This is a genomic window from Providencia sp. PROV188 (genome assembly GCF_027595165.1).
GTDB classification, from domain to species: Bacteria; Pseudomonadota; Gammaproteobacteria; order Enterobacterales; family Enterobacteriaceae; genus Providencia; species Providencia lanzhouensis.
Genome location: NZ_CP097291.1, coordinates 1,663,532 through 1,679,157, shown reverse-complemented (window position 1 = coordinate 1,679,157; position 15,626 = coordinate 1,663,532). Strand labels below are relative to the sequence as shown.

General features: G+C 44.5%; 13 protein-coding genes. 6 read left to right on the top strand and 7 right to left on the bottom strand.

All coding sequences use genetic code 11. The features are described 5' to 3' along the window. Positions 1-5 precede the first annotated feature (5 nt). From M5X66_RS07600 to M5X66_RS07580, 5 genes are all read right to left on the bottom strand, one after another. On the bottom strand, positions 6-1,520 hold the full coding sequence (locus tag M5X66_RS07600) for an alanine/glycine:cation symporter family protein (RefSeq protein ID WP_036954583.1): 1,515 nt from the start codon (positions 1,518-1,520) through the stop codon (positions 6-8). 84 nt (positions 1,521-1,604) lie between these two features. After that, positions 1,605-3,089 (bottom strand): aldehyde dehydrogenase, encoded by a 1,485-nt coding sequence (locus tag M5X66_RS07595; protein ID WP_036954587.1) that lies wholly within the window; start codon positions 3,087-3,089, stop codon positions 1,605-1,607. Positions 3,090-3,100: 11 nt separating this feature from the next. Beyond that, positions 3,101-3,967, bottom strand: coding sequence for a 4-hydroxy-tetrahydrodipicolinate synthase (gene dapA, locus M5X66_RS07590; protein WP_108478204.1), 867 nt, complete (start codon positions 3,965-3,967; stop codon positions 3,101-3,103). Between the two features lie 15 nt (positions 3,968-3,982). After that, a complete protein-coding gene (locus tag M5X66_RS07585; RefSeq protein ID WP_270103976.1) occupies positions 3,983-5,230 on the bottom strand; it encodes an NAD(P)/FAD-dependent oxidoreductase in 1,248 nt (415 codons plus the stop codon). 9 nt (positions 5,231-5,239) lie between these two features. Continuing rightward, entirely contained in the window at positions 5,240-6,190 is a 951-nt protein-coding gene (locus M5X66_RS07580; protein ID WP_270103975.1) for a 4-hydroxyproline epimerase, read from the bottom strand. A gap of 152 nt (positions 6,191-6,342) precedes the next feature. Here M5X66_RS07580 and M5X66_RS07575 point away from each other — a divergent pair, with 152 nt between their 5' ends. From M5X66_RS07575 to dauA, 6 genes are all read left to right on the top strand, one after another. Continuing rightward, positions 6,343-7,179 carry an AraC family transcriptional regulator gene (locus M5X66_RS07575; protein WP_036954603.1) on the top strand — a complete coding sequence of 279 codons (837 nt, stop codon included), beginning with the start codon at positions 6,343-6,345 and terminating at the stop codon, positions 7,177-7,179. Positions 7,180-7,478: 299 nt separating this feature from the next. Then, positions 7,479-8,102, top strand: coding sequence for a CDP-alcohol phosphatidyltransferase family protein (locus M5X66_RS07570; protein WP_036954608.1), 624 nt, complete (start codon positions 7,479-7,481; stop codon positions 8,100-8,102). 9 nt (positions 8,103-8,111) lie between these two features. Then, positions 8,112-9,878: a bifunctional alpha/beta hydrolase/class I SAM-dependent methyltransferase gene (locus M5X66_RS07565; protein ID WP_270103974.1), complete on the top strand. Its 1,767-nt coding sequence runs from the start codon at positions 8,112-8,114 to the stop codon at positions 9,876-9,878. A 167-nt stretch (positions 9,879-10,045) separates the two neighbouring features. After that, positions 10,046-11,386, top strand: coding sequence for a phosphatase PAP2/dual specificity phosphatase family protein (locus M5X66_RS07560; protein WP_270103973.1), 1,341 nt, complete (start codon positions 10,046-10,048; stop codon positions 11,384-11,386). Continuing rightward, positions 11,383-11,796, top strand: a complete 414-nt coding sequence (locus M5X66_RS07555; protein WP_270103972.1) for a hypothetical protein — start codon at positions 11,383-11,385, stop codon at positions 11,794-11,796. The genes M5X66_RS07560 and M5X66_RS07555 overlap by 4 nt, the downstream gene beginning before the upstream one ends. A gap of 280 nt (positions 11,797-12,076) precedes the next feature. Further along, positions 12,077-13,792: a C4-dicarboxylic acid transporter DauA gene (dauA, locus tag M5X66_RS07550; protein ID WP_108478208.1), complete on the top strand. Its 1,716-nt coding sequence runs from the start codon at positions 12,077-12,079 to the stop codon at positions 13,790-13,792. A 95-nt stretch (positions 13,793-13,887) separates the two neighbouring features. Here dauA and M5X66_RS07545 read toward each other — a convergent pair whose 3' ends face one another. Both M5X66_RS07545 and M5X66_RS07540 read right to left on the bottom strand, forming a co-directional pair. Beyond that, positions 13,888-14,640: a tetratricopeptide repeat protein gene (locus M5X66_RS07545; protein WP_036954628.1), complete on the bottom strand. Its 753-nt coding sequence runs from the start codon at positions 14,638-14,640 to the stop codon at positions 13,888-13,890. A gap of 72 nt (positions 14,641-14,712) precedes the next feature. Beyond that, on the bottom strand, positions 14,713-15,615 hold the full coding sequence (locus tag M5X66_RS07540; RefSeq protein ID WP_154609958.1) for a TIGR01212 family radical SAM protein: 903 nt from the start codon (positions 15,613-15,615) through the stop codon (positions 14,713-14,715). Between the last annotated feature and the right edge of the window lie 11 nt (positions 15,616-15,626).

Below are 15,626 nucleotides of genomic sequence, written 5' to 3'. Positions count from 1 at the left end.
CTAAGTTATTCTTCCTTAAGTAATTTCTCGTTTATCTTCCCAGAACCATCGATTTTATCAATCCCAACGCCTTGCGCATGATATTCACGACTGATTTCTTCCCATAACTCTGCGTTTTCTACACCTGCGGCTTTCGGATCAAACACCGGATCAACCCCTAATTTAGTTTGTCTTTCAAAATCACGTAACGCTCTTAAAGCGGGTTTCGATAAAAAGACAATCGCAATCAAGTTTAAGTAGCTCATACTGCCGAAGCCGATATCACCCAGTCCCCACATAATACTGACTGATTGCACGCTGCCCATAAAGACAATCACTAGGAAGACAAATTTCAAAATCAGCTTCAACACAGGGTATTTAAGCTTACGGTCAAGATAAACAATGGTGGTTTCTGCAATATAGTAGTAAGCCATAAGCGTTGTGAAGGCGAACAAGAATACCGCGATAGAGACAAACCCCGCACCCGCCGATGTAAATACCGTAGAAACTGCCATTTGAGTCCATGCAGTTCCTGCTGCCACACCTGGCACATACTCCACAAGGGCAGTCGCTGAACCATCAGGGAAAACGTTGTACATATTGGTGACTAAAATCATCAGTCCCGATGCTGTACACACAACCACGGTGTCGATATAGATAGAGAATGCTTGGATAAGCCCCTGTTTGACCGGATGGCTAACTTCTGCCGCCGCGGAACTGAACGTCGCTTCACCGGCTCCTGCCACGTTTGAAAACACGGCACGACGCACGCCCCAAGACACCGCGGTTCCCACGATCCCACCGAATACCGCATCCATTCCCATCGCACTGCGGAAAATTAAGCTGAACATGCCAGGCACGCTATCCCAATGGCTGCCCAGAATAATCACCATCATCACGATATAAGCTAATGCCATGATAGGAACAATTTTATCGGCTGCGCTCGCAATACGTTTCACGCCACCAAAAATTAACCACGCCATTAATACCGTCACTAATGCACCTGTTGCCATTGGTGGAATATTAAATGCCGTTTGGAACGAATCCGCGATGGTATTGGCTTGAATACCCGGTACCAACACACCGTAAGATAAACAGATCACTGCCGCAACAAAGATAGCAAAAGGCTTTAATTTCAATCCTTTTTCAATATAGTACGGTGAACCACCACGATATTGATCATCTGAGCGCTGCTTATAAATTTGCGCCAGTGTAGACTCAATAAAGGCGCTCGCGCCTCCAAGTAAGCCCATGACGACCATCCAGAAAATTGCGCCGGGACCACCTGCCGCAATCGCTGTTGCTACCCCTGCAATGTTACCGACCCCAACACGCCCCGATAATGCTAAACAGAAGGCTTGGAATGAGGAAATCCCGTCTTTTGATGCTTTATTTTCTTTTAATAAACAGACCATTTTGACGATGTAACGAAACTGAACACCGCGTGTTGCTAATGTGAAATAGAGACCGACACCCAGAGATAAGAATACGAGAGCATTACCCCAGATGTAACCAACGATGGTATTAACGATGGCTTCCATATGTACTCCTCGACTATTGTAATTGTATTTGTGTATTTGCAAGGGTCGAAACCTGAACCCCGCAAGGTTCAGGTCAATGTCATTTTACTGATTGATAAACCAGATAACTTTCGTTTGGGTGTATTGCTCAAAGGCTTCTAAGCCGTTGTCTTTTCCACCAAAACCTGACTGACGGAAACCACCAAATGGCGTGGTGATATTACCTTCGCTAAATCCGTTGACGGACACCGTCCCCGCATTGATACGACGTGCAATATTCATCACTCGATGGACATTTTGGCTATAAAACGATGCAGCCAATCCGTAGTGAGTGTCATTGGCTAAATTGACCGCCTCGTCATCGGTTTTAAACGATGTGACGGCTAAAATGGGACCAAAAACTTCATGTCGAAAGAGAGACATTTCTGGCGTAACGGCATCAAAGATAGTTGGTTCTATATACCATCCTGAGCCGAGGTCACTATGTATTTTTCCTCCTGTTACCAATTTTCCACCTTCTTTAACGGTGGTATCTAAAAACGATTTCACTTTTTCAAAATGCGCCTGTTCAATCATTGGGCCAATAGAAACCCCTGCCTCGCGAGGGTCTCCCACTTGCCATGTTGATGTCGCCGCAGTTAACTTTTCGAGTAAGGTTTTTTTGACATTTTCATGCACAATTAAGCGAGAGCCACAGCTACAGTTTTCGCTCATATTCCAGAACGCTGCCGCCATAATATGTGGAATAGCCGCATCTAAGTCCGCATCCTCAAACACCACTTGCGGGCTTTTCCCGCCGCATTCCAAGACAATCTCTTTTAGGTTACTTTCCGCGGAGTATTTCAGAAATAAACGCCCCACTTCAGTTGAACCAGTAAACGACACCACATCCACATCAGGATGGCGTCCTAAGGCTTCCCCGACTTTCTCACCTAGTCCACACACTAAACTTAACGCACCTTTAGGGACGCCAGCTTCATAAGCCAGTTCCACCATGCGGTAGGCACTCAAGGAAGTTAATTCTGCGGGTTTAACAATCACCGAATTCCCGACCGCCAACGCCGGTGCCACTTTCCATGCAAACATTTGAGCAGGGAAGTTCCAAGGTAGAACTGCGCCCACAACCCCAATCGGCTCATGAACAATCAGCCCCATTTCTTGGCGACCCGTTGGCGCAATTTTTCCGAACAATTTATCGATAGCTTCCGCATACCAATAGAAGGTTTCCACCGTTGCGGGTAAGTCTGTGTGCAAACATTCCGTGATGGGTTTCCCCGCATCCACGCAGTCTAAGGCCGCCAGCTCTTCACTGTGCTTTTCAATTAACTGCGCCCAGCGCAGCATCACTTGCTTACGTTCTTGGGGAGATAACCCACTCCAGCACCCTTCTTCAAAGGTTTCTCGAGCAATATTTACGGCTGCATGAACATCTTGCGCGCTGCCATCCGCAATATAACCAATCGCGCTATTATCAATAGGCGTATAATTTTTGAGTTTGGCGCTACCACTTTGGTAGCCCGCAATTAAATTCCCCGCCCACAGTTGGCTCTGTTTTGCTCGCTCAAATATCTGCTCTTTGGTGATCAACATATGCAACCTCGCTATGGTTTGATCAGCGCAAGAAACTCATGACGTTCTTGCTGGCTAATATTTGACAGAGGCAAACGAACTGGCCCCACGTTAAAGGTGCCTTTTAAGCAACCCGCTTTGGCTTTTTGGTTATAATTACCTGACTCCATGGAATAAATGGCTGGGTAAATCTCTTGCATGATCTGCTTCGCCTTCGCCCAATCCCCTTTTTGCGATGCGTTAAAAATCGCCACTTGCTCGGCAGGGAAAACATTACCTGCACCGGCGATCCAGCTTTTCGAGCCCCAGAAGAAAAAGTCCACAGGTTGGTCATCACAGCCACAAATCACTTCAAAGTTTTTAAATGGCGTTTGTAACAGATGCAGAGCGCGGCTAAAGCTGCCACTGCTCTCTTTGATAGCGACGATATTGTCGATTTCAGCCAATCTCACCACGGTATCTAACTCAATTTCGATACCAATACGGGCTGGGAAGTTATACATAATGATTGGTAGCGAGGTGGATTTCGCCACCTTTTCGTAGTGAGCATAAACGCCGTTTTGATCCGGCAGGCTGTACGGAGGCGGCGACAGCATCAACCCTTCGTAGCCCAGTTCTTTCGCTTGTGCTGCGCGTTTAATTGCGCCCTCGGTAGATAAGTCATTAATCCCTGCGATCAGTGTCACACGCCCTTTGGCAATTTTACTGACCGTGGTTAATACGGTTTTACGTTCATCTTCATTTAATGCGTAATACTCACCCGTGGTGCCGCAGACAACTAACCCAGTCACACCACTGGCGATCAGTTTTTCGGTTAACTCTGCTAACGCCGTGATATTCAATGAAAGATCATCATGAAACGGAGTGACTAACGGAACAAGGATGCCATGAAAATTCATTATAATTCTCCTGAATTAAAGAAAGCGCTTTATCGAAAAAGGCGAGCAATCGAGCGGTGTCGGTTGCCCGTGGATCATGTTATTAACGATATCTGCGGTAATTGCCGCTTGTGTTAGCCCTAAGTGTTGATGCCCAAAAGCAAAAACATACGGGCCTTTTTGGTCTATGACCGGTAAGGAATCTGAGATAGTGGGACGAAAACCCATCCATTCACTGGTATTCTGGCTATCCAATGGCATTTTTAGCATCGGGTTAGCTAACGGTAAAAAGTGACGAGCGCGCTGCATATTCGGTGGGCGTTTTAGTCCCGCATATTCCACCGTACCCGCAAGACGCAACCCACCGTTCATCGGCGTCATAATAAAGCGGCGATCCATACTGGAAATGGGAATTGATAAACGCCCTTTTTCATTTGGCAGCATCAAGTGATAACCGCGCTCCGTTTCTAACGGCACATTAATGCGGCTCACCATCTTCACTAACGATTTCGAAAATGCACCACCCGCAATCACCACTTTATCAGCGATAAATGTGCCTTGTGATGTGGTTAAATGAGCTTGGCTCGCCGATGACGAATCAATCGCCGTGACTTCACACTCAGTCAGGACTTTTCCCCCTAACTGTATGAATGCTTGAGTTAATCGCTCATGCATTAAGGCGAGATCCACCACATGTCCAGTCTCGGGATAGAACAATCCACCGATTTGGTTATTGGCAAGTTCAGGTTGCTGTGCCAACAGTTGGGATTGATCCCAGAATTGGTTATGCACCCCCATGCTATTTAAATACTCACCGTGGCGACGCAGTTTTTCGAGGGTCGACTGTTTCTCAGCCACCAGCAAAGAACCTTGGATTTTGACTAAATCCTCTAACTGCCACTGCTTAGAAAATGCCTGCCAAGAAGCCAATGATGCCCCATTGAGCATGGAGAGAACGTGGTGAATATGCATAAACGGTTTGTGGCGCATATTGCCCAACAATTTCAGTAACCATGGTGTGAGCGGCAATATATAACGCCAATCAATACGCAATGCGCCTAACGGGTCGAGCAACATGCTAGGAATTGATTTCAAAACGGAGGGGTCAACCACAGGAAAAACCTGCTCCGTGGCGATATGCCCTGCATTGCCAAATGAAGCACCAGATCCAATTTGGTTTTTGTCGACCAATAAAACGCCCGTGCCTTGATTCTGGACAGATAACGCAATACTGAGCCCGACAATGCCACCACCCACCACAATCACAGAATATTTGTTATCCATTGGCTTACCTCACTCCACCGTGATCCCAAAGCGGAACGGGTCGTTTTCATCGATCAATAAGGTATTTTCGCCACTGATATAGGCATTTCCGCGAATAGTCGGGATGATGCCATTAGCATCTGCAATCTGATAGCTAGCTTGGAATTGGCTACCGATGACACTTGCCTGACGCCAAATTTTGCCTTCTGCGAGCTTGTTGTCTGCCGCAAGACACGCCAGCTTGGCACTTGTTCCCGTGCCACAAGGAGAACGGTCATAGGCACCGCCTGGGCATAAAACAAAACTTTGGCTATCCGCATCTTCGCAATGACCAAATAGTTCGATGTGGTCGATTTCTTGGTTATCTTTACCAAAAATACCTTGGTCAACAAGGGCTTGTTTGATTTTCAAACAGATTTCAGTCAGCGCCTTCGCGTTCCTATACTGGATAGCGAGTGGTGAATTTTCGACGAGGAAAAACCAGTTTCCTCCCCATGCAATATCCCCAGTCACTAGCCCAACCTCCGGCACGTTGACTTGGACGGCTTTGCGATAGCGGTATGCGTAGACGTTTTGAATGCTCACGCTACCATCTTCATGTAATTTAGCGGTCACATCCCCGACAGGGGTTTCAATTAAATGCTCCCCGTAACCTATGCGCCCTAAGTAATGCAATGATGCGACCAAACCAATGGTGCCGTGACCACACATACCTAAGTAGCCTTCGTTATTAAAGAAAATCACCCCGGCGGCAGCTTTCGGATTCACTGGTTTGCAAAGTAATGCGCCCACTAAAATGTCATTTCCACGTGGTTCTAAAATCGTTGTGCAGCGCCAATGATCATATTCCGTACGTAATTTTTGCAGGCGCGACGCCATGTCTGCATTCCCTAAATCAGGAAAACCCTCAATTACTAAACGTGTCGGTTCTCCTGCGGTATGAGAGTCAATGACTTCAATTTTCTTATATTTACTCTGCATCAGTTCATCCTTATTAATATCATTTGTTAATAGAATGCTTGATTTATGTAAACAACTCTTGATATCTTTCGAATCAACCCATGCGTATTTCTGCACAATTTAAAAACATTTCAGATAACTATTAAAATTAGTTGAATGCATTGGAGCGCAATATGATTGATTTAAATAAACTGTTGTTGATTAGTCAGGAAAACATGCTTTTTCCCGTAGATAATATTAATAATTTGTTAAATCATCTTGGGCTAGTGATGCCACTGATTAATACGCTTCCTAATGTGACTTTTTTCGTTAAAGACCGTAATGCCAAATACTTACTTGCCAATGAAAACTTGGCTAAACGGTGTAAAGTTGATCAACCAAATGGCGTAATAGGAAAAACTGCAGAAGATATCTTCCATGCAGATTTAGGCCAAAGTTATAGCTCTCAAGATTATTTGGTTATGCAGAAAAAAATCAGTGTTATCAATAAACTAGAATTACATCTCTATAAGGCAGGGTTATTAGGCTGGTGTTTAACAACCAAGGTGCCGATTTTTGATACTAAAAATCAGGTTATCGGTGTTGCGGGAATTTCGGTAGATTTGCAGGATGAAAAATCAGTGAGTCCAAAATTAAATGGTCAATTGGGACGCGTTGAACACTATATTAGTCAGCATTTTGATACTGCCATTAAAATAACGACTCTGGCTGAGATTTCAGGGTTGTCATTATCACAACTCAATCGTCAATTTAAAACGGTATTTCATATTACTCCCCAACAATATATTCAAAAGAAACGCCTTGAACACGCGATTGAATTATTAGAAGAAGACTATTCGATTACGGATATTTCCATTAAATGTGCCTACGCCGACCACAGCGCATTCTGCCGTAAATTTAAAGAACTCACTAATATGACCCCAAGCCAATTTAAACGCATGCGTTCTACTCTTAATCATAAGTGCAATAATAAAGCCACTCATGAATTGGATATGGCTTATTCTATTTAACCCTCAGAAAACGCGCATTTTCTTTAAAGGCTGCGCGTCTTTTCTTTTTTGAAACACGCGAACTTTTTTCTATCCATTCCCTCTAAATTCTCAGTTGCTCTTTTAGGAAGTAATCGTTGAGTCTCTTTTTGTTGTCACTATGAATCACTGTAACGATAAATTGCTGTCACGGTGAATAGTTATCACGATAAATAGTTGTAACAGTGAACTTAGGACAGCTCTTATTGCAGCTAAAACATAATCGCGTATTGATATAGCACTAAACTGCACACTATGCGGCATATTTTAAGGATGAGTGAATGACCATTTATGATCTGAAACCGAAGTTTCAGAATCTGTTACGCCCTATCGTTCGTCAGCTCTTTGAGGCGGGAATTACAGCCAACCAAGTCACCCTCGCAGCATTAGGGTTATCCATTATCGTTGGTGCTCTATTAGCCATTTTCCCTAGCCCTTATTTGTTTATCCTGCTGCCGTTTGTCCTTTTCATTCGCATGGCGCTCAATGCTATTGATGGCATGCTGGCACGTGAACATAACCAAAAAAGTCACCTTGGAGCAATGCTAAATGAGTTAGGCGACGTCATTTCTGATGTTGCCTTATACCTGCCTTTCGTGCTGATTTTCCCGCATGCATTTTGGTGGATTTTACTGATCCTATTCCTCAGCGTTTTGACTGAATTTATCGGCGTCATTGCTCAAGCGATTGGCGCATCTCGGCGTTATGATGGTCCCGTAGGCAAAAGCGATCGTGCTTTTGTTTTTGGCGCGCTCGGGTTGTTTGTCTGTATTTTTCCGCAACTGATGACCGCAAGTTGGATCAATATCCTGTTTGTCATCTTTGCCTTGCTGTTGTCCTATACCTGCTATAACCGTATTCGCCGCGCACTGACTGAATTAAGTGCAGTATCGGAAAATAATTAAGGAATAATTATGAACGCTCAAACTGACTATTCGACTCAGCGTCCTGTTGTCGAATCTCAATTTACCACCAGTGATCATACCAATTTGTTTTATCGTTATTGGCCAACTGAACAAATCACCGATAAAGCCATTATTCTGTTTCACCGTGGTCATGAGCACTCTGGTCGTGTTGCGCATTTAGTGGATGAGTTGAACCTCCCTGATTTTGCTATGTTTGCATGGGATGCTCGTGGACACGGTCGTAATGAGGGTCCGCGTGGCTACAGCCCATCGCTAGGTACTTCCATCCGCGATGTGGATGAATTTGTCCATTACGTATCAGAGCAATATCAGATCCCATTCGAAAACATTATTGTTATTGGTCAAAGTGTCGGCGCCGTTTTGGTCTCTACGTGGGTGCATGACTATACGCCTAAAATCCGAGGTATGGTGTTAGCCTCACCTGCATTTAAGGTCAAACTGTACGTCCCATTTGCCCGTACAGGCTTAGGGTTAATGCAAAAAATTCGCGGTTTGTTCTACGTGAATTCTTATGTAAAAGCCAAGTTTTTAACCCACGATGAGCAGCGTATCCACTCGTTTAACAATGACCCACTGATCACGCGCCCAATTGCCGTGAATATTCTTTTGGAACTGTATACCACCGCAGACCGGGTGGTAGCGGATGCCGCGGCCATCACTTTGCCAACTCAGTTGTTTATTTCTGGTAGTGACTATGTGGTACACCATAAACCACAACATCAATTTTATGAGCGTCTAAATACCTCAATTAAAGAGAAGCATATTCTTCCTGGTTTTTATCACGACACATTAGGTGAAAAAGAACGCCATATTCCTATCGAAATGATCCGTCAATTTGTTGATAAATTATTTGCACTTCCTCTGTATCAACATGATTATCAGTTCGAAGATACCTGGAGCACCAGTGCCGACGCATTCCGCTCATTGAGTGTACCGCTACCTAAATACTGCCCGAAAAACCTTGCTTATAAAATCATGAGCAAATCGATGAGCACATTAGGCAAAGCATCTGAAGGTGTACGTATCGGCTACGATAAGGGTTTTGATTCCGGCTCTACCCTCGATTATGTCTATCGCAACGAGGCGCAAGGTTCCGGTCTATTTGGCCGTATTATCGATAGGCAGTACCTCAACAGTATTGGCTGGCAAGGGATCCGCCAGCGTAAAGTCAATATTGAAAACATTATTCGCCAAGCTATTCGTGAACTGACTAATAACGGGAAGCCTGTTCGTATTATGGATATTGCCGCGGGTCAAGGTCGCTACATTTTTGATGCCATTAATGACTACGGAAAAGTCGATTCCGTTCTACTGCGCGACTACAGCCCAATTAACGTTGAGCAAGGGCGTTTACATATCAAAGAGCGTTACTTGGAAGATAAAGTTCGCTTTGAAGAAGGTAACGCATTTGATGCAGACGACCTCGCGGCAGTTTCTCCTGCGCCGACGTTGGGGATTGTCAGCGGTCTATATGAGCTTTTCCCAAGCAATGAGCTGATCCGCGCTTCCCTTGATGGGCTTTCTCGTGCCATTCCATCTGGTGGTCTACTCGTCTATACCTGCCAGCCGTGGCACCCACAAGTTGAAATGATCGCCCGAGTACTGCCAAGTCACCAAGGTGGACAAGCGTGGGTAATGCGCTGCCGCAGCCAAGGCGAAATGGATGCTTTAGTCGAAGAAGCTGGCTTCGAAAAAATCACGCAGTCCATCGATAACTGGGGCATTTTTAGTGTTTCCCTTGCAAGGCGTCGTTAATAATTTATCTTTTTAACCAACAGGTTATTGGTATCATTATCAATAACCTGTATTTTTATCTGCTCAGCTCTCATTTAACCTGCAAATAGCTCACTTGGCTTGCAGATGACTGATTGATGTACCTTCAGTGCATCGAGAGGCGATTAATAAGGATAGGAACCGAACCCATGCTCCATTTAGCCCAAGATACGCGCCCGACATCACGACGCCAGATTTGGCTCTATGGGTTAGTTTGGTTGCTATTTTTAGCCCCTTTTTTCTTTTTAACCTATGGGCAAGTCAATAATTACACCGCGACACTGCCTAATGTGCCTTCTTATGTATACGGATGGGAAACACACATTCCATTTTTGCCATGGACCATTATCCCCTATTGGAGCATCGACCTGTTCTATGGGCTTTCCTTGTTTGTCTGTGTTACCCGCCGTGAGCAATGCATCCATGGTTTGCGTTTAGTTGCAGCCTCCCTCATCGCCTGTGCTGGCTTTTTACTTTTTCCACTTAAGTTCAGCTTTCCTCGCCCTGAAACCAATGGGGCATTCGGCTGGATGTTCGATAGCTTAGAGCTGTTTGACTTACCTTATAACCAAGCCCCTTCACTGCATATTATTTTACTGTGGTTACTATGGTTACGCTTCCGAGCACATACTCCAACTCAATGGCGCTGGTTACTGCACAGTTGGTCAATCCTTATTTTGATCTCCGTTCTCACCACATGGCAGCATCACTTTATCGATGTGATCACTGGCTTCGCCGTTGGTGTCATCATCAGCTACTTGTTACCCATTAACACTCGCTGGCAATGGCGCTATACCGGTAGCCCTCGTAGCCTGAAAATAGCAACAAACTATGGAGTCGGCGCTATCGCCTGCTATGCTCTCGCCTTTCTCGTGCAAGGTGCAACATGGTGGCTCCTATGGCCTGCAATCGCCTTAACTTTCGTCACACTAGGCTATTTAGGTGCTGGTGCTTCGATATTCCAGAAAACAGCCTCTGGGCAGGTTTCTCCTTCTGCCACATTAGTTTTACTTCCTTATCGCCTGATCGCTTGGGGTACCTATCATTACTATGCCAAGCGCTGCCAGCAACCTAGTATTGTGAACGAAAAAATAGTTTTGGGAGGACGCCCGTTATATCCACTGCAAACTCAAGCCGTTCTCGATATGACTTGCGAGTGGCCTCGCAATAACTACAGCCAAGGTAAAAATTATTGTAGTCAGCCACAGATTGATTTGTTACCTCTAAGCCCCGAGGATATTGAGAAAGCCGTTATGACCATGGATAGACTCGCCCAAAGTGGTTCGGTGTATGTTCACTGTAAGTTAGGCTATTCCCGTAGTGCGACGGTTGTAGTGGCTTGGATGGTACATCAAAATATGGCGGAAAATATCGATGAGGCAATCGCTCATGTGGAACAAGTTCGCCCTCAGGTGATTTTAAATTCAGCGACTGTTGAACAGTTACATCACTGGTATCAGCAATTTCATATACGGAGAACACAGCAATGAGTTCATTGATGGATAAAAACCGTGGAGATGTGATTGTGGTATTCACCGCAAGTTGGCGCTATTTTGCCGTAGGTGCCATCCTCGCGTTATTGGGTCAATTCGCTTTACTGCTTCATGATTCAATCTCACATTTTAGCCTCGCGGTGAGTGTCGGGCTGTTTTTTGCTAGCCAATACTTTATTTTCCGCCTATGGCTCGACCACCATTTCTTCACGCTGATTTATCGTCAGGGAGATACCCAAGCCTTTGATAATGCTCTCGGACTCTTATTTCCTCAATCCTCTAGAAACCCAAATAGGGAAAACCGAAGCATGGAAAGTCGCTGGGAAGGCACTCGCAAATTATTTCAGCGTACCAGTTATTGCGTGGTTCTCTTGTGGGGATGGTTATTATTTTCGCTTATTTTTTAGTTTGTTTTGGGTGGTATTTAAATAAACGGTAAATTGACTATTAATTAATTATCACACCTTTTAAATTGCTGTTTAAAATAGCAAATCGATAGTTAATAATTATTTTAAATACGTTTAATGATATTTAACGGAGTAAATAACGCTTTTTTACTTTTGATACTGAAAACGTTATGATAATTGTAGTTTCATTGATAAATAACACATTTTTTTGATTCAGTTAGGCGTATCCTCATACCTTCATTTCGTTTATTTTTCACCCTGTTATTTTGGTAGGGTTTTAATGAGTACAAAAAATATTAATAGATTGCGTCCTTTTAGCGCATTGATTGATTCCTGTTGGAAAGAGAAATACACCGCAGCCCGATTTATGAAGGATTTAATTGCGGGTATTACCGTTGGGATTATTGCAATTCCACTGGCTATGGCACTCGCTATAGCCAGTGGTGTTCCACCTCAATATGGTCTTTACACCGCTGCCATTGCGGGGATTGTCATTGCAATTTCGGGTGGTTCCCGTTACAGCGTTTCTGGTCCAACTGCGGCCTTTGTGGTTATCTTATACCCCGTATCCCAACAATACGGGCTTAGTGGCTTATTAGTCGCGACATTGATGTCAGGGATTATCTTGCTGGCGATGGGTTTTGCTCGCTTCGGTAAATTTATCGAATATATTCCTGTATCCGTCACGCTTGGCTTCACGTCGGGGATTGCGATTACGATTGCGACCATGCAAATCAAAGATTTTTTTGGTCTGCACATGGAGCATGTTCCTGAAAACTATGTCGATAAAGTGATTGCGCTGTCTAAAGCATTTCCAACCCTACAATACAGTGACACCTTGATTGGGCTTGCGACTTTATTAGTGCTGGTTTTCTGGCCTAAACTCAAAGTTCGCCTACCGGGACACTTGCCTGCAATTATTGTCGGCACCCTGATCATGTGGGTGCTAACCCTGTTTGATATTCAGGTAGAAACTATCGGTTCTAAATTTAGCTATTTATTACCGGATGGAACTCAAGGTAACGGTATTCCGCCTATTCTGCCGCAGTTTATGTTGCCTTGGGAGTTACCGGGTAGTGCGCCCATCAGTTGGTCGATGATCACCGCATTGATGCCTGCCGCTTTGTCAATGGCTGTTCTTGGTGCAATTGAATCCCTATTGTGTGCCGTCGTGCTCGACAACATGACGGGGAAAAAACACCATTCCAATAGTGAGCTTATTGGTCAGGGATTAGGGAATATTGCCGCCCCATTCTTTGGAGGGATCACCGCAACCGCGGCGATTGCCCGTTCGGCTGCAAACGTCCGCGCTGGTGCAACATCCCCTATATCGGCTATTGTGCACTCTATTTTAGTATTGCTGACCTTGCTTATTCTTGCACCATTGCTCTCCTATTTACCGCTCGCTGCTATGTCCTCACTGCTACTAATTGTGGCGTGGAATATGAGTGCCGCTGGCAAAGTGTTTACGTTGATCCGCCGCGCGCCAAAAGATGACATTATTGTTTTACTGCTGTGTATGTCATTGACTGTCCTATTTGACATGGTTATTGCTATCACTGTCGGAATTGTTATCGCATCACTGCTGTTTATGCGCCGAATTGCCAATATGACACGAGTAACCCAACTACCAGAGACTCAAGAAGATAAAAGCCTGCTGGTTGTGCGAGTGAATGGTCCTCTATTCTTTGCTGCCGCAGAGCGTATTTTTGATGAACTACGGATAAAAAGTCACGGTTATGAAACAATTGTGATGCAGTGGGATGCCGTACCTGTATTTGATGCAGGGGGGCTAGAAGCTTTCCATAAATTTATTGATATCGTTCGTAAAGACACCCACATTATTGTGTGCGATATTCCATTCCAACCACTGAAAACATTAGCGCGTGCCAATGTTCGTCCGATTGATGGCGTGCTGAGCTTCCAAAATTCACTGAAAAGTGCATTAGAAGAAGTTCATCAGATCCAGGAAAATAAAAAGCAGCTTCAGTCATAACAGTGCTACCGTGTTATTAACTTAACGCTGACAATAAAAATGCCGCACTGACTTAACAAGGGCGGCATTTTTAATTCCATCATGTACGCTAAAAATCAGTAACAGTACATTTCATTACCTTCGGTTTTACCTAATTCACAAGCCATCGCACGGAGTTTTGTCGCTTTCTGCTCGTCATCTCTGACTGCACCATTGTTACCATCATTAAATTGAAATGAAGCCATACCTTCTGCAAAGCCAGCGAAGGTTAATGCATCGGCTTTCGCAAACCATTCCAAGGCTTTTTTCTCATCTTGTGGCACCCCATTACCATCATAATAAATGATGCCTAACCATAAAGGCGCATTAAAATAATCTTTATCATTTAACGCACTGACTTCCTCAAGTAGCGTAATGGCGCGCGGGTAATCAACATCACCTGACTCAGGTGTAATCAACGTTTCTGCTAAACTTATCTTCCCTCGAATACTCCCACCAGCAACGGCTTTAGTCGCATATTCACGGGCTTTGACAAATTCCTCAGTAAACGTTCTGTCCCCACTAATTAACGTAATATCCGCCAATAATGAATACGCATCTGCATTGCCTGCTTGTGCTGATTTTTCTGCCCATAACTTGGCATTGTTTTGGTTTTGTAATACACCAATTCCCGACAAATACATTCCAGCTAATTCATATTGCGCTTTAGCGTCATTGTTTTGAGCCGCTGTTTTGGTCTGTTCAAATATTTTCTTATCTTCAGGCGTAATATCGTATTGCGCCATTGAATGTAGTGAGAACATTAAACCCACCGCACCTAAGCAAAATTGGCGGCTGGTATTTTTAATAACAGAGAGGATTGGGTACATAGATGCCTTATTATTATTTATAAAAGTGAATTCGTATGAATAAATGATATTTTTAAAACGGTTCTTGAAACGCTATAACGCAGAGCCTTGCCCACCATTAGCGAGCAAATACTGGTACAAACTGTTCATGCCTACCCAACGATTTTCACACCATTGTGGGGCTAATAGAGTCGGTTTTCTCGCACTGGCACTGATACGATGGTACAGAATATCCGTTGGCGTATGGCGGATCATCTCCCCCGCAGTTGCGGTATATTCTTCTAAAGATAGGGTGTCTATGCGACCCACTCGCCAACTTTTTGCCATAATGCTGCCCTCAACAATATGCAGTGGATGCAGTTTTATACCGTCTGTACCACACGCCAAAACCGCCTCTAACGTCTGCATATTCATTGCCGCATTTTCATTTGGCAGGCCGCAAATCAAATGAGTACAAACCTTGATTCCCAGCGCACGGGCTTTTTGGGTGGTCGCTTGATAGGCAGCAAAATCATGACCGCGATTAATACGGTGCAATGTTTTGTCGTGAGCAGTTTGTAAGCCAAGTTCTAGCCAAATCTCATAACCTTGCTGGCGATAATCCGCCAGTAAAGATAACACCGCGTCAGGCACACAATCAGGGCGAGTGCCTACGCATAAGCCAACCATATCGGCCTGTTGCAGCGCTTCTTCATACAGCTGTTTTAAACGATATACTTCGTCGTATGTACTGGTATAGGCTTGGAAATACGCCAAATAGCGATTGGCTCGAGAGATTCGGGAAATTTGTTGCTGGATTTGAAGGGTAATGGGTTGTTCAGACTGTTTTTCATCACTGAAGGATGACACATTACAAAAGGTGCAGCCACCTCGCCCCAACGTGCCATCACGGTTTGGGCAGCTAAAGCCACCATGTAAGGTGACTTTATGAATTTTTTCACCATATCGGCGCTGGAGATCAGCGCCGAACATGGAAACAACATCATTTAATTGCATTTGAAGCGATA